Below are 19183 nucleotides of genomic sequence, written 5' to 3'. Positions count from 1 at the left end.
TATTATAACTAAAAAGAACATCTTACCGTAAGCTAATTATTGCTAAGGTAAGGTGCTCTTTTTTTGAATTTAAGTGCTTAATAGTGAAAAAATAGTTATTTATTATTGGAGTGAATAATTATTTTTTGCTTAATAGTAAAGGACTATCGTTTAAATAGACGAATTGAAGCAAACTAACCCATGAAACGCCTAAGATTAAAGCACCTACGATATCGGATGGGAAATGTGCTCTTAGGTATACTCTTGAAAAAATAATGATGATAAGCCAAACAATGGCTAGTGATTGAGTTATTAGTTTTAACCTTTGGCTTTTAATTTTAGGAATAATAATTATAAAAATCATGATAACTAAGATTGTTGAGCCAATCGCGTGGCCGCTAGGGAAGCTAAATCCAGATTCTGCCACTAATCTTTGCGTTGGTCGAGGGCGTTGAATAACTTCTTTGGTAATAAATGCAAGAGCGTCCCCGCCAATTAAGGCAAATCCTAAGAAGGAAGCACTATAAATATCATGGCGATAAGTAAAAAACAACATTAAACAGGATGCTGTTCCAATCACAAATATTGGACTACCAGTGATCGAAATTAATGAAAAAAACTTAGTCAAACCTGGATTAACGAGACTACTTATTAACGTTTGTAATTTAAAGTCGACGGTTATTAACCAGTTAGATTGAATACTAACTGAAATTGCCAATCCGATAAATAATAACGAGCCAATAATTCCGGATACCAACCACTTATTCTGTCTATTTTCCATACTTACTGTTCAGTCCCTTGTATAAAGTATTGATTATAAATAATTAAACCGGTGATCAATCGTTTCTTTTTGATCTTAAATTAAACTATTTATGAACAAATATCATACTACCACTGCGAGTCAGTTTATATTTACAAACGATTTTTTCTTTAACGATTATTAACATTCATAATGATATATGCGTGGTTAAAAATAGTTGATTTAGATAATAAGGCCTTCACAATGATCAACTTCGTGTTGAATGATTTGCGCCATCCATCCAGAAAATTTTTGTGTTTGGGGATGAAAAGACTTGTCTAAATAATCAACAGTAATCATATCGTATCGTTGTGTTGGGCGTTCTCCAACCAATGAGAGACAGCCTTCCTTAACGTTGTAACGGCCTGATTTTTTTGTGATATTAGGGTTAATAAGTGGAACGTTTAGTGCACCAAATTGACAGACGATAATTCGTTTATTCACGCCAATCATATTGGCAGCCATACCAACACAAACCTCTTTATTAGCGTCCAAAGTATCCAGTAAATCAGTTATAATGGATGCATCTGAATTTGATGCGGGCTCAGCTTTTTGGGCAAGAAATAGTTCATCATGCATAATGGGTTTTATCATATTTTCTCCTTTGAACAGTAGATTAATGATTCCATCATAACCTTTTACAGATAAGCTATCAAATATCGATTATTAGCTTCAATATATTTGAGTAAATTTTGATTTATCGGTAAAATGAAAATATAAAAATTGATTTGACGGATGAGGGGAAAGTGAAATGAAAAAAGTGATTATTTTAGGCTCAACTAATGTAGATACAATTTTGAATGTCCAGCGTTTCCCACAACCGGGTGAAACGATGGCAATGAATTCGATGGCCGTGGCCGGCGGCGGTAAAGGTGCTAATCAAGCAATTGCAGCTGTTCGATCAGGAGCAGAAACGACATTTATTAGTAAAGTTGGGCATGAAGGTGCCGCTAATTTTATGTTAGATACGTTCAAAGAGGACGGTATGAATATTGATCACGTTACTACGTCAGAAACTGCGGGAACTGGTCAGGCATATATTATGGTTGATGAGAATGGTCAAAATAGTATTTTAATCTATGGTGGCGCGAATCAGGACATAACAAATGAAGATATCCAGGCTGCTAAGGATAGCATTAAAGCGGTTGATAGAATTGTTGCTCAATTTGAAGTGCCAATTCCTTCCGTGATTGAGGCTTTTAAAATTGCACGTGAAAATGATGTTCAAACAATTTTAAATCCGGCACCAGCAATCAAAAATATTCCGGATGATTTGTTGTCAGTGACGGATATGATTGTCCCTAATGAAACAGAATCTGAGATAATTACGGGAATTAAAGTGACTGACGAAGCTTCAATGGAGGCTAGTGCTAAAGAGTTCTTTAAAATGGGTGTTAAAGCAGTTATTATCACGGTGGGTGATCGAGGATCTTTTTATGCGACATCAGAACAATCGGGATTTGTTAATGCCTTTAAAGTTAAGGCCGCAGATACAACAGCTGCCGGTGATACATTTATTGGTGCATTAAGTTCTAAACTTGAATTAGATTACAGTAATCTTGAAGAAGCAATGACCTATGCAAACAAAGCTTCATCATTAGCCGTTCAAATAAAAGGTGCTCAAAATTCGATTCCCTACGCGAAAGATATTTTAGCAGGATAAGTGAATTAAAAAGTGGCCTATATTCCATTGTGAAATGGAATATAGGCCACTTTTTTTATTATTTTTTATTTGATTCTTTTTCAAAAATATCTTTCACGATATCATTGGCAGTGCGTAGACTGACATCATTTACAAAAGGTCTTGGACTTGCGGCCGTTAACCAATGAACGCCATCTGTGGGAACTCCCCAGAAGTATAAACCGGGTTGTGGTCGTTTATTTTCGTCTAATAGTAGATTACTAATAGGGTCAACATTGACGGCTCCATCTATTACCGGAGTACCTTTAGTTGGATTCAAAACTAAAGGATTGGCAATTCTTGTCTCAAGCAACTGTTTCATTAGAGGACTTGTCGCTGTCGTTGCGTGAACGGCGGGTACTCTTGCTTCGATTAGAGTGGTTGCTAGATAACGTTGCTCAGGCGCATTTGCGCTATATGTTTCAAATTGATGATCATTAGTATCAACAGTCATTCCTGGTTCTAACATTGTAACAATATCAGCATCAACGAGTGCTCGTAATTGTTCGATACGAATTGATGGTGGCCCAATTGTTAAGAAATTGTTTAATGAGTTAAACCAACCTAAGAAGTCGGTTAGATATTCATCATCGCTTAAGAGACGGTTATCAACCAGCTGCCTTACTGGAAGACGTAAATCTCGTAAAACTTCAAGAGCACTCGTTAATGGACCAGTTTTCGTGCCCATTCTGGCGTCCGCTGCATCGTTTTGCAGGTGTTCTAACATGATCGTTTTGAAATCTGCATTGGGTTTCTTAGTCATTGGATTGCCTAAATGGTCCCAGTTAAACCTATCAGATTCGGCAATAATTGACCGTTTAACTGTTTCTTCAGGTTGTCTTAAGAAGGCCAGCTGGAACTTTGTTAATTCTATTTCTGGGTACTTTTCTACGACAAGTAATGAATAATAATGGTACTCAACTTCATGACTCAGTAAGTTCCAAAATTCGGCGAAAGGTACTGAGCCATTTTCCATGAAGACTGCCATTTTAGCTGCCGTTAAGAAATGCGCTTGTGATTCTTCACCAGGTGCTTTTTGATTATCACCTTTCGCATGGTATGGCCATCCACGGCGTGATCCTGCGACAATATGGGGCTCTTTGCCAGTTGCTAGATAGGTTAATTGACCATTATCTAATTGTTTAAAACGGCCACCACGTTCAATGGTTAGTCGTGACACCATGTCAAAGAAACTTAGACCTAAGCCACGTAAAATAACAGTGTCGTCTTGAGTAATATGGTCAAGTTCTGTTTCGTTTGGGAAACCAGGTAAGACATAAGTTAAGTTGTTTTCTGTCGCAAATGAATCAAACTTTTGTTGTTCCTTGGATAATTCATTTTCGAGATTACCTAAAGACATGACAACATAATCAACAGTGTCAGTTGAAGGTAAGGCAGTCATAATTTCAAAATGATTAGCATTTTTTGAAATTTGTGTAACAGTAACTTTATTAACGTTAATGTTAACATTTTTAGGCGTATGCTTAATTAATTCAGCGTAATACCATTGAATATAAATACCAAATAGAGCCCGTGTTGCATAATCATTTGGATTTAAATGGGCAATTTCGGTTAAAAAATCCGCTGAATAGTTATTTTTTTCAATAAAATCGTGGGCCTCGGTTTGAGCCCATTCAAAAATGTTAGGGCCCGTAATGATGGGTCCAGTAGAATTGACACTTGTTCCATAAAATAAGCTAATTTGTTGAGCCGCCGTATTCATGATTAACTCATGAGGTTGTTTAGGCGTCCATACACGGCCCCCAATGCCATGCGGGTCGTACAAATCAATTGTGAGTGGTGTATTCGAATGCTCTGCTCGTTGCCAAGCAATAAGACGTTCAAGTGTAACCATGCCTCGTGGTCCGGCTCCAATAATGGCTAAATGCATAAAAGTAATCTCCCTTGTATGTAAAAACTAACTTCATTATAAGCTTAAAAGTTTAAAAAAGCGCTTGATATGATTGTAAATATTAAAAAAATGAGTTGGATATTCTTGTGAACTTTTGATAATTTAGTATACTTAAAATTGAAAGAAGAATTTATGTAGAAACTGAAAGAAGGATTTAATGAAAAAACCAATGTCGCTAATAGACAGACTACTATTTGCCGGATTAATATTCGCTGGTGGTGGATTTGATGCATATACATATTTGGTGCATGATGGGGTCTTTTCTGGAATGCAAACCGGAAATTTAATCATACTGGGTGTCAGTTTAGGGCAAGGGGAATGGGGATCTATTTTTGATCATCTCATTTCAATTTTTGCATTTATGATTGGCATTATCATAACTAGAAACCTCCAACATCGATTTAAAGAAGAAGATACGATTAATAAGCGACAAAAATTTGTGATTGGTCTTGAAGCAATTTTGTTAGTCGTAGTCGCCTTTATTCCGAAGAGCTGGCCAACTCAATTATCAACGGGAATTGTTTCAATGGTTGCGGCCGCGCAACTTCAGGAATTTAGACAGATTAATGGGGGACCATTTACGTCGTTCATGATGACAGGTAACTTAAGAACAATGGCCGAGAGCTTTTACGATGGTTTTATTAAGGGCAACGTGATTGCTCTAACAAAAGGTTGGCGTATGTTGGGTGTTGTTCTAGCGTTTCTTTTTGGGGCGACTTCCATGGGTGCTTTGGTACCAATAATGGGCACTAAAACTATTTTACTGGCTGCGTTTTTCTTATTGTGTTCGTTAATTGGACTACAGCTAAATCCAGATAAAAAATTATAAAAATAAAGAGGTTGAGATAATGACAGAAATTAAAAAGAACCCAAAAGTAGATTTATATTTAGAAAAAGCAACGCACTGGAAAGAAGAAATGACACAATTAAGAGAACTTTCACTTGAAACAGGTTTAGTGGAAGAGCTCAAATGGGGTAAACCTTGCTACACGTTGAATGGCAAAAATGTTGTCTTAATTCAAGGATTTAAAGAATATATGGCGTTACTTTTCTTGAAAGGAACGTTGATCGATGATGGGAAAGGTATTTTAATCAAAACGGGCGAAAATACTGAGGTAGGACGTCAGATTAGATTTCATAATTTAAAAGAAGTGATTGATTTAAAGTCAGAGATTAGTGACTACATTCAAAAAGCAATTGCAGCCGAAAAGGCAGGGTTAAAAGTGCCTAAGGGTAAACCAACTGAACTGGTCTTACCAATTGAATTTCAGAAAAAAATGAACGAAATGCCAGAGTTAGAAGAGTTTTTTGAAACTTTAACACCGGGACGTCAAAAAACGTACGCTCGCTACTTCGCAGACGCAAAACGAACAGAAACGCGAGAAGCGAGAATTATTAAATATATTCCTAAAATCCTTGATGGTAAAGGACTTAACGATTAGACAAAAAGAACGACCAGATTTTCATCTGATCGTTCTTTTTTATATTATTTTAATTTCTTTTGTAATTCTTTAACAATTTCTTCATGTTTAGCCTCAGATAATTTAATCCTTGCCATAAAGATTAAAGCAGCAACAACCATCAATGCCATAGGAATAAAGAACATGTACATTCTGAATTGCCATAGACCACTTGATGTAATATCACTGGGCTTAGCACTACCTGTCATACCAGCATGGATTGCGGCAAAACCAACAACACCATTGGCGAAGGCACCAGCTAATTTATCCAATAAAGGACGAACAGCTAAGGTAACAGATTCATTACGTGTACCACTCTTCAATTGGCCATATTCAACACTATCAGTAATTGTCATTAATGCTGCTAAGAAAACAAGTGGGTATGGGAAGAAGAATAACCCAACAGCAATTAAGACAACGATAAGGTTAGTGCCGGCGAATAAGAAGAGAATATAACCTAATAACATAACTACGATTCCGCCTAAGTAAATGGCACGACGGTGAACTAACGCAACTAAAGTTGGGAACAGTGAAACTGAAATAATTCCTAAGACTGCTGTTAGAACCCCAACAATTGTAAAGGCTGCAGCACTACCTAAAATGTAATTGAAGTAGTAAATCAAAAGTGAATTTGTAATAACGTAACTAAAAGCGAATAAGAAATATGATAATGATAACCACATTAATTGATCATTTTTACCAATAACTTTGAAAACATCACGGAAACGAACCTTTTCAGTGTTTTCACGAATAGCATTTTTTTCAATTTTAGTTCCTAAGATAGTTGCTAAAGCACCTAAAAATGAAACTAAACCGATAACGACAGCAAAGCCTAACCAACCAGCTTTTGTTTGTGTGTTACCCTGAGTGCCTGAGAATATTTTTGAAAAGAAGACAACGATTGGTACGATAACGATAATAACACCCTGAGCACCTAATGTTGATCCAAAACGGGCAATAGTCCCAAATTTAGTCCGTTTTTCTGATTCAACACTCAAGGCAGGCAACATTGACCAGAATGAAATATCTTTAAATGAATAGAAACTATCTAAAATGATATATACAATTGCAAAAAGAATTAAGTAAAGATAAGGACTATTCGTTGCTAAACCACCAAAGTCAGTGAAAATAATAATTAAACCAATTGAACTAACAATTGAACCAACTAGTAACCATGGTTTAAAGTTCCCCCAACGAGTACGTGTATTATCAATAACACCACCAATTAATGGATCAAATGCAATTTCAACGATACGGATAACAACCATTACAGTTGTAACATAACCAATCATCTTGGCGTTGAATCCAGCATCCTTTGTAACGAATAATTGACTTGTAATAAAAATCATAAAATAAGTGCTAAGAGTTGCGTAAAAGGCATCATGGCCAAAGGCACCAAATGCATATGAAGCATATTGCTTAATATCTTTAGAATTTTTCATTTGTTTAACCCCCTCTAATTAGTTATATCGATGTTCGATGATCTTGTCTAAAATATCTTGACGTTGTTTTTCTTTAGCAGAGCCTAATTGGTTTTCTTCCAAAGAGTTAAAATCATTAACCAACAAAACTGATTCAAGGTATAACGTTAGTTGACGCTTGATATACACCTTGTTATCTTCGTTTGTTTGCTTAGGATTTCCGGCAATAATTGCGGCAGCAAATCGTTCAGCTTCAATCGTTAATTTATTCGTGTTCATTCTAATAACCTCTTTCTATATAATAGATTTTTGATAAAATAATTGCTGTAATAATACTGTGCGTTAACAATGTAATCGCATTCGTTTAGTTAACAAATACATTTTACTAAACTTTTACTAAAATGTAAACGCTTTATACTTGGAAATTTAAAATAAGTATATTTATGATCAAGTTTGTGCCGAAAATATCTTTTTAAACAAAGTAACGGAGGGGTTACTTGAACAAAATAACAATTTAATGAGACTATTAAAATAAGGAACAGGGAGAGTCGAGAAGACTCCCCCTGTTCCTTATTTTTTATGTTATGTGATTAGATGCTAAGTGCATTAATCAGGGCATCAGTTGAATGGTCGGTACTTTCTTTTGTTAGTGGTTGGTCAAATAAAAGGTAACCTAGAACAATTCCTCCGATAATTGACCAGATTATTTTGAGAATTTCAAGATTATCCCAATTAACAATTAACTTTTTCTCTTTTAACGCATCAATTGTTGTGTTAATTGCCGTCCAGTATGGGGCAGGTGCATTTTCTAGTAATTGGGTTACCACAGATTTGTCATAGAGTAATTCTGAAATAAATATTTTGAGAACTTTAGCATTTTCTTGTAGGAAGATAATTCGATTTTTTAATAATGGCCGAATTAACGAATCTAAAGTTAGGTTAGAAGGATCCATAGACTCATCCAATAAGTCTTGCATCGCTGATGGCAAAATTGATTTAATAACCGGCGTAATAATTGCGTCTAGTAGCCCCCGTTTATTGGTATATTTACTAAAAATGTTTCCCTCGGCTACACCAGCCTTTTTGGCAATTTCTTTTGTACTTGTGTTTGCATAACCTTTTTCTGAGAATAATTCGATTGAGGCAATTAAAATTTGCATCTGTTTGTCCGTGATATCTTTGAATAAATCCGAGTTGGCATATAGCTTTAATTCAGACTTTTTGATAATCATCACCATCCTATCGCTATTATTATTATGACACAATTGGCAGCGATAACAAATGGCGAACTTATTATTTTGGCGTTTATTATTTTAAAGTTAGGGTTGACTAAACTTTGAAACGGGTTATAATCATAGTTGTAATTGATTGAGTGCTCACTCAAAGAAAGAAGGAATAATCTTATGTTTAAAAATAAATTTTTAGGTTTTGCCATTTTAGTTTCAATCTTGTTAACATTCATCATGGTTGTGATGCAAATTCCATCTGTTAAATCAGAGCTCAAGGATGTTCCGGTGGCTATTGTCAATGAAGATGACGGTAAGCAAGGAAATAAAATTGTTGGAAATTTAATGGATAGTAAAAATAAAGCGTTAGATTGGCACATTGTTAAGAGTGATAAAGACCTTAAAAAAGCGATGGATAAACAACAATATTATGCTGCTATCGTGATTCCAAAAAACTTCTCCTCTTCACTTGGCAAATTAGTTGATCCAACTTCAAAAGAGGTTGCTAACGTTACTGTTGTGACAAATGAAGCGAAGAATGCCCAACTGGCAACAACATTGGGGTCAACGTTATCAACAATTGTGACAAAAATAGGTGGTGGTATTTCGGCCGGTATTTTAACGAATATGGCTAAGGCAAATATCAGTGTCCCAGCCGTTACTGCATTGAAATTGAATAATCCTATCACGGTGAAGACGACAGTTAGACATTCAACAAAGGGGCTAACATCAGCAAACAGTTCATTTTTCCAACCTGTTTGGATTGCTAGCATGGTTATTAGTTTGTTACTATTTTACGCTGGAAATACGAAGGAATTTAAATCAATGAAACACAAATTCTCTTTTAAATCATCATTCATTATTTCGGCAATTGCGCTCGCAATCTTAACCGGGTTTGCAACGGCCACATATGCGACTTGGATACTAGGATTTAATTTCACACACTTTATGACGATTGCGGCATTCTTATCATTCACGAGTTTTGCCTTTATTATGTTGTTCTCAGGAGTACTAACATGGATTGGCTTCCCGGGTGTCATTGTGTCTGTCCTCTTACTTTTCTTCTCAATTCCGTTGCTTGCAATGGCTCAACCATTGGTACCTCAGTTCTATCAAGATTGGGTTCTCCCATGGTTGCCAATGCGTTTCTTGTATGATGGCGGCCGCAGTATCCTCTACTATGGTGCTTCATTCTGGAATAGTTCAACGGTCGGATTAACTTATGTGTTAATAATTGGTGGAATTTTATTCTTTGCCGAAGGTTTTTCACCTAAACATCGAAAAGTTGAACGAGAAATTAATGAGAAGATCAAAGTTATGGAAGCTAAATAGAGTAACCTTAATGAAACGAAAACCCAAAGTAGTCACTTTTTATAGGTGATTACTTTGGGTTTTTAGTTATGATAAACGAGTTATTTCTGACCACTTTGAATAAAAAAATTAGCATGTTTATAATTATAAATGGTCTGAGAAAGGTCAAATGGTTCACCGCTTGCTGTGTAAAATAGTTCATCAATGTAGAGACCTGGTGACTTTTTTGGTAGTTCTAGAAGTTTTGTTTCTGCTTCTTTAAGAATATCGGTTCGCAAATATTTATCAGAAAAACCTATTTTTAATTTTAGGACTTCCGTCAGATAATTAAATATGGACTCACTAATAATTTCTTTGTTAAGATAAGGAACAATTTTTTTTCGAAAATATGATTGTTCGATGCAGAGTACATTATTGTCAACGTAACGAATTCTTTTTATAAAATAAACTTCTTCGCCGGGCGCGCAATTTAATTCTCTTGCCACTTCGGCGTTGGGCATTTCGATTCTTAAATCGATTACTTTTGTCGATAGTTTATTATTTTCTAAATCTTTGGTGAATCCCATGTTGGTCATTAGAGCAATATACCCGTCTCTTTTTTGGCGACGTACGAAAATCCCACTACCCTGAACCTGATAAATAATGCCCTTATCTTCTAATGTCGTGAGTGCTTTTACGAGAGTTGTCTTACTGACATCATATTTTAAGATAAGTTCATTTAAACTTGGGAGTCGCGTTCCCTGACTTAATTTTTTATTTTTAATCGCAAGTTCGATTCGATCGGCAACTTCTTGATACTTTAACATGTTATTCCTCCATAAAAATACTGTGAACTTCATTGTATAACAATGTATCTGCCTTGTACATCTAGATGAAAAGGGTTACAAAAAAACGTTGACAAATTGTACGTGCACAATTAATATGTACATATACAAAAGTTTTTGTAAGGGGATACATTGGCTTTTAAATTTATTTTATCTGAGGAGGAGAAAATATGGCAAGTAAGGTTAGAGATTATACAAAGTTGGCAACAGATATTTTAGAAGCAGTTGGTGGTGAAACTAATTTAGCCGGAGCAACTCATTGCGCGACAAGATTGAGATTGGTATTACATGAAGTTCCAGCAGATGCTAAAGAAAAGATATCAGCAATGGCGGGTGTTATCACCGTCGTTGAGAGTGGTGGACAATTCCAAGTCGTTATTGGACCACACGTTGGTGAGGTTTACGATGCATTTTCGGCATTAATTGACTCTTCTGAAGTGGAAGAAGTAGAAGCACCAAAAATGAGTATAATGAATCGAATTATTGCAACGATGTCCGCCGTTTTTGCCCCCTTTGTTTACATATTGGCAGCGGCAGGTATTATTCAAGGAATCTTAATATTAATTACTTTGGTCATGCCAAGTTTCCCAAAAAGTGGCACATATCAGGTTTTAAGTTTTATTTCATGGTCACCATTTACGTTCTTACCCATATTCATTGCTATAACAGCGTCTAAACATTTTAAAACAAATACATTAATCGCTGTTGCATGTTGTGCGGCATTAGTTAGTCCTACGTGGGCCGAAATGGCGGGAACAATTGCGAATGGAACAAGTATCAACTTTATGGGAATCCCACTCTCTCAGACTGTTTATACGTCATCAGTATTACCACCTCTATTTTTAGTTTGGATTCTATCTTATCTTGAAAGATTCTTAAATAAAAAAGTTCCCGAAATTATAAAAGAACTTGTTGTGCCATTATTATGTTTATTGATTATGGTTCCATTGACTATTTTAATTATTGGTCCACTTTCTTCTCTTGGAGCTGAAGGAATTGCCAAAGGGTATAACTACTTAGTTACTGTTGCACCACCTTTAGCAGGTGTGATTATTGGTGGTTTCTGGCAAGTACTTGTTATTTTTGGTATTCATTGGGGAGTGACGCCAATGGTTATGGCCAACTTTAAAATGAACGGTATGGATTCGTTTCAAGCTTTCCAAACAATCGCCGTTGTTGCACAGGTTGGTGCTGTTCTAGGCGTATTTATTAAATCTAAAAATAAAGAATTGAAAAACATCTCACTTTCAGCATTTATTACAGGATTATTTGGGATTACAGAACCAGCAATTTATGGTGTTACATTAAGATTTAAAAAACCATTTATTTTTGGGTGTATTTCAGGAGCTGTAGGTGCATTAATTACGAGTTTCTTTAACTCTAATTACTTTGCCTATGCTGGATTACCAAGTTTGTTAACAATCGTAAATGCAATTAGTCCCAAGATTCCAAGTTCATTTATTGGAATGGTAATTGGATGTAGTGTTGCCATTATTGGTTCGGTGATGCTAGTCCAAATATTTGGCACAGGTGAAACAGTTAGTGAGGTCGCAACTATGGAAGCGCAGTTAGACGATGCGCCAACTAAGGTAGCGCCAGTTCTAAGTGCACCAATAATAAATGCACCAGGAGTTGTTAACAGCCCTGTAACAGGAAAAGTAATTGCGCTAACTGAAGTTAAAGATGAAGTTTTTGCTTCCGGCGCAATGGGCAAAGGTGTTGCTGTTGATCCAACGGATAATAAGATATACGCACCGTTTAATGGCCAGATTGTCATGACCACAGATACTCAGCATGCTATCGGGTTAAAAGCTGATGACGGCGTGGAAGTTTTAATTCATATTGGAATGGATACTGTCGAGTTAAAAGGAAAATATTTTTCAACGCAAGTTAAAGACCAAGATTATGTAAAAATGGGTGATTTACTTGTTGAATTTGATCAAGAAAAAATAAAAGCAGCAGGGTTTTCAGTAGTGACGCCAGTAATTGTGACGAATTCAGATGATTATGAAGACGTTATTGCTTATACACAGAATGAGATCCATCACGGAGAACCAATTATGGAATTAATTCCTAAAGGAGGAAAATAATAATGTCTAAATTACCCAAAGATTTTTTATGGGGTGGCGCACTAGCGGCTCACCAATTTGAAGGCGGTTGGGATGCTGATGGTAAGGGTCCAAGTGTCATTGATGTCATGACTGCAGGTGCAAATGGTGTTCCACGAGAAATTACGGAAACTGTAGAGACAGATAAATTTTATCCAAATCATGAGGCAATTGATTTTTATCACCACTATAAAGAAGATATTCAACTATTTTCCGAAATGGGATTAAAGTGTCTACGGACGTCTATCGCATGGTCGCGTATTTTCCCAATGGGTGATGAGAGCAAACCTAATGAGGCCGGATTACAATTTTATGATGATGTTTTTGATGAGTTACTAAAAAAAGGTATTCAACCAGTAATTACGTTATCTCATTTTGAAATGCCACTTCATTTAGCTAAAGAATATGGTGGCTTTAGAAATCGTAAATTAATTGGCTTTTTTGAAAATTTTGCGAAAGTTTGTTTTGAACGTTATCAATCAAAAGTAAAATATTGGATGACATTTAATGAAATTAATAATCAAATGGATACGAATAATCCTATTTTTTTATGGACCAATTCAGGAGTTATCGTCAACAAAGATGAAAATCCCAAAGAAGTTATGTATCAGGTAGCGCATAATGAACTTTTGGCGAGTGCCAAAGCTGTTATTGAGGGAAAAAAAATTAATCCTAATTTTGAAATAGGATGTATGGTCTCACATGTACCAATCTATCCTTATTCGTGTGACCCCGAGGATATTATGGCCGCCGAAGAAGCGATGCACCAACGTTTCTTTTTCCCCGATGTTCACGTACGCGGTGAATATCCAAGGTATGCGTTAAAAGAATTCGAACGTCATAACTACAATATTGGCATTCAAGAAGGCGACCTGGAAATATTGAAGGCTGGAACGGTTGATTACATAGGTTTTAGTTACTATATGTCAACGGTCGTTAAAGCCGACGCTAAGGCGGACCAGCTGGGCAATGTTGTAAATGGCGGATTGCCCAACGGTGTCCCTAACCCATATATTAAATCCAGTGATTGGGGTTGGGCAATTGACCCAGATGGATTGCGATATACATTAAATCGCTTGTATGATCGTTATCAATTACCTTTATTCGTTGTTGAAAATGGGTTTGGCGCAATTGATACACTTGAAGAAAATCATAGAATTCATGATTCTGAACGTGTGAATTATATCAAGGAACATATTCAAGCTATCGAGAAAGCAGTTGATTACGATGGTGTACAGGTCTTGGGTTATACACCATGGGGAATTATTGATCTAGTTTCGTTTACAACCGGGGAAATGAAAAAACGTTATGGGATGATTTATGTTGATCGAGATAATGAGGGAAAAGGAACGATGAAACGGTATAAAAAAGACTCATTTGATTGGTATAAGAACGTAATTGAAACAAATGGAGAGACTCTTTAAAAAATTAATAGAGAATTAATAAAAAGCTAAACACCATTTTTACATTGGTGTTTAGCTTTTTGGTCTTTAAAGGGACGAATATATAGTATAAAATAGATTATTCGATAAAATTATATTTTCCGTAAAAATCTAAGAAATACGGTTGAACAGGGAGAGTTAAGAATGCAAAAACTATTAATTATCGCTATTATTATTGTTAATTTTACTTTTATTTATTTTTTTATACGTGATTTATTAAAACATAAAGCAGATGTAATGAAAGAACCGGCAAACCCAATTTGGACGCCAATATCACAAATAGTTATCTTTTTCTTTTCTACATTCGGTATTTCAGATTTTGCCATATCAACTGCAATATTTCCAAAAGCTAAGTGGGTTTCAATGAAAAAATTACCGGGAACATTAAATGCACAGGATGTTATTCCTATTTTTGTTATGTCATTGGCTTATATCACGACGGTTAATGTTGGTATTAAAACGTTACTAGTTTGTATCGTTTGCCAAGTGATTGGGGCTTACATTGGGCCTAGATTTGTTGTTAAATTACCTGAAAATACGATTAGAACATTTGTTATTGTCGGGCTACTTGTTGCGACGATGTTGATTGTTGCGGGTAAAATTGGATTGATTTCTGCAAATGGAACGGCGACGGAATTATTCGGTTGGAAGTTAGTCGTAACCGGGTTTTTATTATTCGTTTATGGCGCTTTGAATAACATTGGGATTGGCTCATTTTCTTTAACGATGGCAACCGTCTATGCAATGGGGATGGATCCAATTTCTGCATTTCCAATCATGATGGGTGGATGCGCATTTTCATTGCCAATCGGAAGTATGCAATTTATAAAATTAGATCAATATTCAAGAAAAATAACGTTATTTTCTGTTTTTGGTATTATTGGTGTTTTAATTGCCGTATTTTTAGTAAAAAGTATTGATACGAGTGTAATTCAGTGGATCGTTATTGTGGTGCTACTATATTCCGCATATAGTTTACATTTAGGAAATAAGAAAGCTAAATTAATCGATTAATAAAAAGCAGGTATGATGGGTTAATTAATGCATATGTACGGGATTATTTTTAAACGAATGGAGTCGAAATATTGGTTATGAAAACATTTTTTAGTTACACTGTATGTGGATTAAAAATGATGTATCAATAGGGGGATTCTAATATGATAGATGTAAAAAATTCGTTAGATAAATTACAGTGGACGGCAGAGCATCATTATCTGCATATTATTGCTAAACATGACTTTATGCGTGCATGGGCAGTTCAATTCGAGTTGGCATACACTGACTTCCGTACAATCCAATTGGCGTTACAATTGTCCGGCAAACAACACGAAACGTTAGTTAAGTTTACGGATGCCTATGATCGTCTCTATGTTTTTGAATATGAGTTTGCAGCGAACGGGTTGGATGCTTTTTATTCAAAATTTACGACTCAAGATAACTTGAATGATTACGAAAAAGCAAAAGATGATTTATTAGCTCAGATTCTAGTGATTAAAGAACTAGGAGCTAATGACTAATGATTGACGTTAAATATGATATTAAATATGGCGATAAAGCCGAGTTAACACTTGATATATATAAACCAACCGGCGATATCATTGGGACCGTCGTTGATATTCATGGCGGTGGTTGGTTCCGTGGCGATAAAAAAACTGAGTCGGATATTGGCGAGTTTCTTGGTGAAAAAGGCTATTTAGTAGTTGCACCAAATTACCGAATTGGACCGGAGAATACTTATCCAGCACCTTTGGATGATATGGATCAGTTGGTTGAGTGGTTGCAAGAACAAAAGTTAGCAGATAATATTGCTGTTTTGGGCTCTTCTGCCGGCGGCAATATGTCAGTTGAAATGGGTATTAAATATGGATTCCCTGCTATTTCCTTATCCGGTATTTTAGACTTTGATGAGTGGTTACAATTGCATCAACATGTTGTTGCTGCTCAAAATCAAACGAAAGATTTAGATGTATTACAAAAAACGGCTGGCATTAATCAAGATGGAGCCAATGACCCGTTCTATAAATGGTTTAGTTTGAACTACCTGAATGGTGATTTAACCTTGGCAAGTGCTGCAACACCCTATCATAAAATTACGGAAACGACCGGACCAATGTTTTTAGCGAACTCTTTAAATGAGTTTGTTCCAAACAGTGGTGTCCTTAAATTCGCGGAACGTTTAACACAGTTGAACGTTCCCGTAACGACACGATTTATGACTGGATCAGAGCATGCCAAGGGTTATCTAGAATCTGTGAAACCTGATATATTAAACTTTTTGGCTGAAAATATTAAAAAATAAATAATGAGTAAATCTGAAAGGCCTTCTTAATTATAGAGGACCGTCAGGTTTATTTTTTTTGAAATAAATAATAGTACAACGTTCTTAAAATTAATTGTGACAACCGGTTGACATAAAAATATAACCAGTATATAATTTGGTTATTCATTAGGAAAGCGCTTTCCTAATGCTGAAACTATTTGAACCAGGCAATTGCTATTTTAATTGGAATGTAACGTTTATTAAATAATAGAATGGGGTAAATAAAATGGAAAATAAAGTAGACGCAAGTCTAAACCAAGTTGAAGAAATACCACTTTTCCGAAAACTCAGTTATTCGCTAACGGATTTTGGGGGTAACATTTTATTCGTCAGTATTAGTACGTATCTGCTCTATTTTTACACAGATGTTTTTGGAATTGGGATTGGTGTAGCGGGAACTATCCTGTTAGTGACGCGATGCGTTGATATGTTTGATGCACCAATTTGGGGATTTCTAATTGATCATACGCACACGAAATGGGGACAAAGTCGGCCGTACTTTTTATGGCTCTGTATTCCGTTTGCATTTTTTACATGGTTAACATTTACAACACCTAATCTGTCGGGGTCGTCCAAAATTATTTATGCGTCGGTCGTCTACGTCATTGCGGGGATTTTATATACTGGGATTAGCACACCGATGACGTCGATCCTACCTAATTTAACGAATGATTCAGATCAAAGAACGGTATTGAACTCATACCGAATGGTAGGTGGAAATGTTGGGTTACTGGTTGCTAATGGGGTTGTTTTACCATTGGTACAGATACTAGGTCAAGGTAACGACCAAAGAGGATTTTCATACACAATGATTGCATTGGGTATCGTTTCAATAATTGCGTTCTTAATTGCCTTTTTAAATTTACGAGAAATTAATACGACCATTACGAAATCAATCTCACTGAGACAAAGTGTTAAGGCAACCAAAAGTAATTGGCCTTGGATTTTGTTGGTAATTTCTAACCTACTTTATTGGATAGGGACAACTGTCAGGAGTTCCGGCATGATTTACTATTTCCAGTACAACATTCATGCAAAATCATTGGTGGCCGTTGCGGGATCGTTGTCCGTCGTGGCAGTTATAGGGATGGTATCAATTCCCTTATTAGTTAAACGAACAAATAAACGAACAGTTTTAATTGGAGCACTTTTAATGGGTGCACTTTGTAATATGTTGCTTCAGGTAGTTGGAAGTAATCAAGTATGGGTTGTTGTTCTATATTGTTTAGGATCAATTGGAACAGGTGTTGCAGCTGCCATGCCATTCTTAATGTTAGCCGATGCGGTTGATTTTGGTCAATGGAAAACAGGTATCAGAGCAAGTGGCTTTTTAACGGCTATCGGAAGTGCATTCTGTGTCAAAGCGGGTAGTGGGATTGGCGGATTTATTCCTTCACAAGTGATGCAATTCTTTGGGTATATTCCTAATCACACACAAACAAGTCAGTCTCTATTAGGAATTAATTTAAGTTTTGTCTGGATTCCAGCCATTCTATTTATTCTTGCATCAGTTCCCATGTTTTTCTATGGTAAATTTGAAAAGAATGAGGATAAAGTTAGGGCAGAATTAGCTAAACAAGATATGGCATAGAAAATTAATACAGAACATCAGGGTTTTGGGCGTTTTATGTTAAACTAGGAGTACATAAAGTTAAGCGGTAACAACTTAACTTAAATTAGACTACTTAGGAGTAAATAAATGCAAAATCCAAAACTTGATGATGTCGCTGAATTAGCGGGCGTTTCTAAAACGACTGTATCTAGGGTACTAAATAACAGGGGGTACCTTAGTGAAAAGACGGTTAAAAAAGTTCGTGATGCCGTGAAAACGTTAAATTATCAGCCAAATGACGTTGCTAGACAGTTGTTTAGCAAAGAAACAAAATTAATTGGTTTAATTTTTCCAACAATTGCGAATCCTTTTTTCGGACAGCTGGCTTATCAATTGGAGACGCAACTTTTTAATAAGGGTTACAAGGTACTTATAGGAAATTCAAAAAATGATCCAGAAAAAGAAGTTAGTTATTTACGCAAATTGATGGCTAATCAAGTGGATGGATTGATCGTGGGTGCCCATAATGAAGACATTGAAGAGTATCATAATACGAACTTACCGATTGTCGCAATTGATAGAATTATGAATGGTGATATTCCAGTTGTTTCTTCCGATAATTATAAGGGTGGTAAGATGGCAACAGAACTATTATTGGAACATGGAGCAACATCGATTGTTCATACCAACGGTCCTTATGACTTGGAGACACCTGCTCGGGATAGACGTAGAGCCTACGAACAAATAATGAGTGAACATGGGTTGCCAGCGGTAACGTACACGATTGATTTTAATTGGACGGAAGCAGAGAAAACAAAAGTAATTAAGGGGATTTTTGAGGATCTTAAACGAGTGGACGGTATTTTTGCCTCAAATGATACAGATGCCAGTTTAATTATAAAGATAGCCAGAGAATATGGTAAACGGGTACCGGAGGATTTGCTTGTTGTTGGCTACGATGGGACGGACGTTGTTAGGTTGTTTAAGCCAGAATTAACAACAATTGTCCAACCAATTGAACTCATGGCCAACACGGCTGTCGATATTTTGATGAAAAAAATTGAAGGAAAAGAGACACCTATGCAGGTTGTATTACCAGTTCAATTGTATAAAGGGGAAACGGCGTAAATAAGCACGTTTTTTATTTA

General features: G+C 35.9%; 18 protein-coding genes. 11 read left to right on the top strand and 7 right to left on the bottom strand.

The genetic code is table 11. From position 1 onward, the window contains the following. Window positions 1-118 precede the first annotated feature (118 nt). Both N0K73_RS00835 and N0K73_RS00830 read right to left on the bottom strand, forming a co-directional pair. Window positions 119-760 (bottom strand): phosphatase PAP2 family protein, encoded by a 642-nt coding sequence (locus tag N0K73_RS00835; RefSeq protein ID WP_112250939.1) that lies wholly within the window; start codon window positions 758-760, stop codon window positions 119-121. Window positions 761-961: 201 nt separating this feature from the next. After that, window positions 962-1372, bottom strand: coding sequence for a peptide deformylase (locus N0K73_RS00830; RefSeq protein WP_112250937.1), 411 nt, complete (start codon window positions 1370-1372; stop codon window positions 962-964). A 157-nt stretch (window positions 1373-1529) separates the two neighbouring features. Between N0K73_RS00830 and rbsK the strand changes: the two genes are divergently transcribed. After that, window positions 1530-2441, top strand: coding sequence for a ribokinase (rbsK, locus tag N0K73_RS00825; RefSeq protein WP_112250935.1), 912 nt, complete (start codon window positions 1530-1532; stop codon window positions 2439-2441). 58 nt (window positions 2442-2499) lie between these two features. Here the strand turns inward: rbsK and N0K73_RS00820 are convergent, their stop codons facing one another. Next, on the bottom strand, window positions 2500-4350 hold the full coding sequence (locus tag N0K73_RS00820; protein ID WP_112250933.1) for an FAD/NAD(P)-binding protein: 1851 nt from the start codon (window positions 4348-4350) through the stop codon (window positions 2500-2502). A gap of 178 nt (window positions 4351-4528) precedes the next feature. On the opposite strand from N0K73_RS00820, the gene N0K73_RS00815 reads away from it, so the two are divergent. Next, on the top strand, window positions 4529-5200 hold the full coding sequence (locus tag N0K73_RS00815) for a YoaK family protein (protein ID WP_057974730.1): 672 nt from the start codon (window positions 4529-4531) through the stop codon (window positions 5198-5200). A 19-nt stretch (window positions 5201-5219) separates the two neighbouring features. Continuing rightward, window positions 5220-5813, top strand: coding sequence for a YdeI/OmpD-associated family protein (locus tag N0K73_RS00810; protein ID WP_112250931.1), 594 nt, complete (start codon window positions 5220-5222; stop codon window positions 5811-5813). Between the two features lie 44 nt (window positions 5814-5857). On the opposite strand, the gene N0K73_RS00805 is transcribed toward N0K73_RS00810, so the two are convergent. From N0K73_RS00805 to N0K73_RS00795, 3 genes are all read right to left on the bottom strand, one after another. Then, window positions 5858-7273, bottom strand: coding sequence for a glycoside-pentoside-hexuronide (GPH):cation symporter (locus N0K73_RS00805; protein WP_057974728.1), 1416 nt, complete (start codon window positions 7271-7273; stop codon window positions 5858-5860). An 18-nt stretch (window positions 7274-7291) separates the two neighbouring features. Next, window positions 7292-7531 (bottom strand): hypothetical protein, encoded by a 240-nt coding sequence (locus N0K73_RS00800; protein WP_057974727.1) that lies wholly within the window; start codon window positions 7529-7531, stop codon window positions 7292-7294. Window positions 7532-7842: 311 nt separating this feature from the next. Continuing rightward, a complete protein-coding gene (locus N0K73_RS00795) occupies window positions 7843-8484 on the bottom strand; it encodes a TetR/AcrR family transcriptional regulator (RefSeq protein WP_225416500.1) in 642 nt (213 codons plus the stop codon). A gap of 171 nt (window positions 8485-8655) precedes the next feature. On the opposite strand from N0K73_RS00795, the gene N0K73_RS00790 reads away from it, so the two are divergent. Continuing rightward, the gene (locus tag N0K73_RS00790) at window positions 8656-9810 is read left to right on the top strand and encodes a YhgE/Pip domain-containing protein (RefSeq protein ID WP_284068592.1); all 1155 of its coding nucleotides are present in this window, start codon (window positions 8656-8658) and stop codon (window positions 9808-9810) included. Window positions 9811-9890: 80 nt separating this feature from the next. Here N0K73_RS00790 and N0K73_RS00785 read toward each other — a convergent pair whose 3' ends face one another. Continuing rightward, the gene (locus N0K73_RS00785) at window positions 9891-10595 is read right to left on the bottom strand and encodes a GntR family transcriptional regulator (RefSeq protein WP_112250927.1); all 705 of its coding nucleotides are present in this window, start codon (window positions 10593-10595) and stop codon (window positions 9891-9893) included. Between the two features lie 188 nt (window positions 10596-10783). Between N0K73_RS00785 and N0K73_RS00780 the strand changes: the two genes are divergently transcribed. The 7 genes from N0K73_RS00780 to N0K73_RS00750 all read left to right on the top strand — a co-directional run bounded on the left by N0K73_RS00780 (window position 10784) and on the right by N0K73_RS00750 (window position 19163). Beyond that, window positions 10784-12703 (top strand): beta-glucoside-specific PTS transporter subunit IIABC, encoded by a 1920-nt coding sequence (locus N0K73_RS00780; RefSeq protein WP_112250925.1) that lies wholly within the window; start codon window positions 10784-10786, stop codon window positions 12701-12703. 2 nt (window positions 12704-12705) lie between these two features. Continuing rightward, window positions 12706-14145, top strand: a complete 1440-nt coding sequence (locus N0K73_RS00775) for a 6-phospho-beta-glucosidase (RefSeq protein WP_112250923.1) — start codon at window positions 12706-12708, stop codon at window positions 14143-14145. Window positions 14146-14307: 162 nt separating this feature from the next. After that, window positions 14308-15177 carry a sulfite exporter TauE/SafE family protein gene (locus tag N0K73_RS00770; RefSeq protein ID WP_057974725.1) on the top strand — a complete coding sequence of 290 codons (870 nt, stop codon included), beginning with the start codon at window positions 14308-14310 and terminating at the stop codon, window positions 15175-15177. 143 nt (window positions 15178-15320) lie between these two features. Then, on the top strand, window positions 15321-15680 hold the full coding sequence (locus N0K73_RS00765; RefSeq protein WP_112250921.1) for a hypothetical protein: 360 nt from the start codon (window positions 15321-15323) through the stop codon (window positions 15678-15680). Then, window positions 15680-16462, top strand: a complete 783-nt coding sequence (locus N0K73_RS00760; RefSeq protein WP_112250919.1) for an alpha/beta hydrolase — start codon at window positions 15680-15682, stop codon at window positions 16460-16462. Before N0K73_RS00765 ends, N0K73_RS00760 begins: the two co-directional genes overlap by 1 nt. 247 nt (window positions 16463-16709) lie before the next feature. Then, window positions 16710-18074 carry an MFS transporter gene (locus tag N0K73_RS00755; RefSeq protein ID WP_112250917.1) on the top strand — a complete coding sequence of 455 codons (1365 nt, stop codon included), beginning with the start codon at window positions 16710-16712 and terminating at the stop codon, window positions 18072-18074. A gap of 108 nt (window positions 18075-18182) precedes the next feature. Next, entirely contained in the window at window positions 18183-19163 is a 981-nt protein-coding gene (locus N0K73_RS00750; RefSeq protein WP_112250912.1) for a LacI family DNA-binding transcriptional regulator, read from the top strand. Window positions 19164-19183 lie beyond the last annotated feature (20 nt).

The organism is Dellaglioa algida (genome assembly GCF_030127605.1).
Classification (GTDB): Bacteria; Bacillota; Bacilli; order Lactobacillales; family Lactobacillaceae; genus Dellaglioa; species Dellaglioa algida.
This window is presented reverse-complemented; position numbering and strand designations above follow the sequence as displayed.

Excerpts from the sequence above, each read along its gene's own strand:
- N0K73_RS00785 (WP_112250927.1), bottom strand. The coding sequence starts at position 10,595 with ATGTTAAAGTATCAAGAAGTTGCCGATCGAATCGAACTTGCGATTAAA.
- N0K73_RS00820 (WP_112250933.1), bottom strand. The coding sequence starts at position 4,350 with ATGCATTTAGCCATTATTGGAGCCGGACCACGAGGCATGGTTACACTT.
- N0K73_RS00760 (WP_112250919.1), top strand. The coding sequence starts at position 15,680 with ATGATTGACGTTAAATATGATATTAAATATGGCGATAAAGCCGAGTTA.
- N0K73_RS00765 (WP_112250921.1), top strand. The coding sequence starts at position 15,321 with ATGATAGATGTAAAAAATTCGTTAGATAAATTACAGTGGACGGCAGAG.
- N0K73_RS00755 (WP_112250917.1), top strand. The coding sequence starts at position 16,710 with ATGGAAAATAAAGTAGACGCAAGTCTAAACCAAGTTGAAGAAATACCA.
- N0K73_RS00830 (WP_112250937.1), bottom strand. The coding sequence starts at position 1,372 with ATGATAAAACCCATTATGCATGATGAACTATTTCTTGCCCAAAAAGCT.
- N0K73_RS00805 (WP_057974728.1), bottom strand. The coding sequence starts at position 7,273 with ATGAAAAATTCTAAAGATATTAAGCAATATGCTTCATATGCATTTGGT.
- N0K73_RS00795 (WP_225416500.1), bottom strand. The coding sequence starts at position 8,484 with ATGATTATCAAAAAGTCTGAATTAAAGCTATATGCCAACTCGGATTTA.
- N0K73_RS00800 (WP_057974727.1), bottom strand. The coding sequence starts at position 7,531 with ATGAACACGAATAAATTAACGATTGAAGCTGAACGATTTGCTGCCGCA.
- rbsK (WP_112250935.1), top strand. The coding sequence starts at position 1,530 with ATGAAAAAAGTGATTATTTTAGGCTCAACTAATGTAGATACAATTTTG.
- N0K73_RS00780 (WP_112250925.1), top strand. The coding sequence starts at position 10,784 with ATGGCAAGTAAGGTTAGAGATTATACAAAGTTGGCAACAGATATTTTA.
- N0K73_RS00790 (WP_284068592.1), top strand. The coding sequence starts at position 8,656 with ATGTTTAAAAATAAATTTTTAGGTTTTGCCATTTTAGTTTCAATCTTG.
- N0K73_RS00810 (WP_112250931.1), top strand. The coding sequence starts at position 5,220 with ATGACAGAAATTAAAAAGAACCCAAAAGTAGATTTATATTTAGAAAAA.
- N0K73_RS00750 (WP_112250912.1), top strand. The coding sequence starts at position 18,183 with ATGCAAAATCCAAAACTTGATGATGTCGCTGAATTAGCGGGCGTTTCT.
- N0K73_RS00770 (WP_057974725.1), top strand. The coding sequence starts at position 14,308 with ATGCAAAAACTATTAATTATCGCTATTATTATTGTTAATTTTACTTTT.
- N0K73_RS00835 (WP_112250939.1), bottom strand. The coding sequence starts at position 760 with ATGGAAAATAGACAGAATAAGTGGTTGGTATCCGGAATTATTGGCTCG.
- N0K73_RS00775 (WP_112250923.1), top strand. The coding sequence starts at position 12,706 with ATGTCTAAATTACCCAAAGATTTTTTATGGGGTGGCGCACTAGCGGCT.
- N0K73_RS00815 (WP_057974730.1), top strand. The coding sequence starts at position 4,529 with ATGAAAAAACCAATGTCGCTAATAGACAGACTACTATTTGCCGGATTA.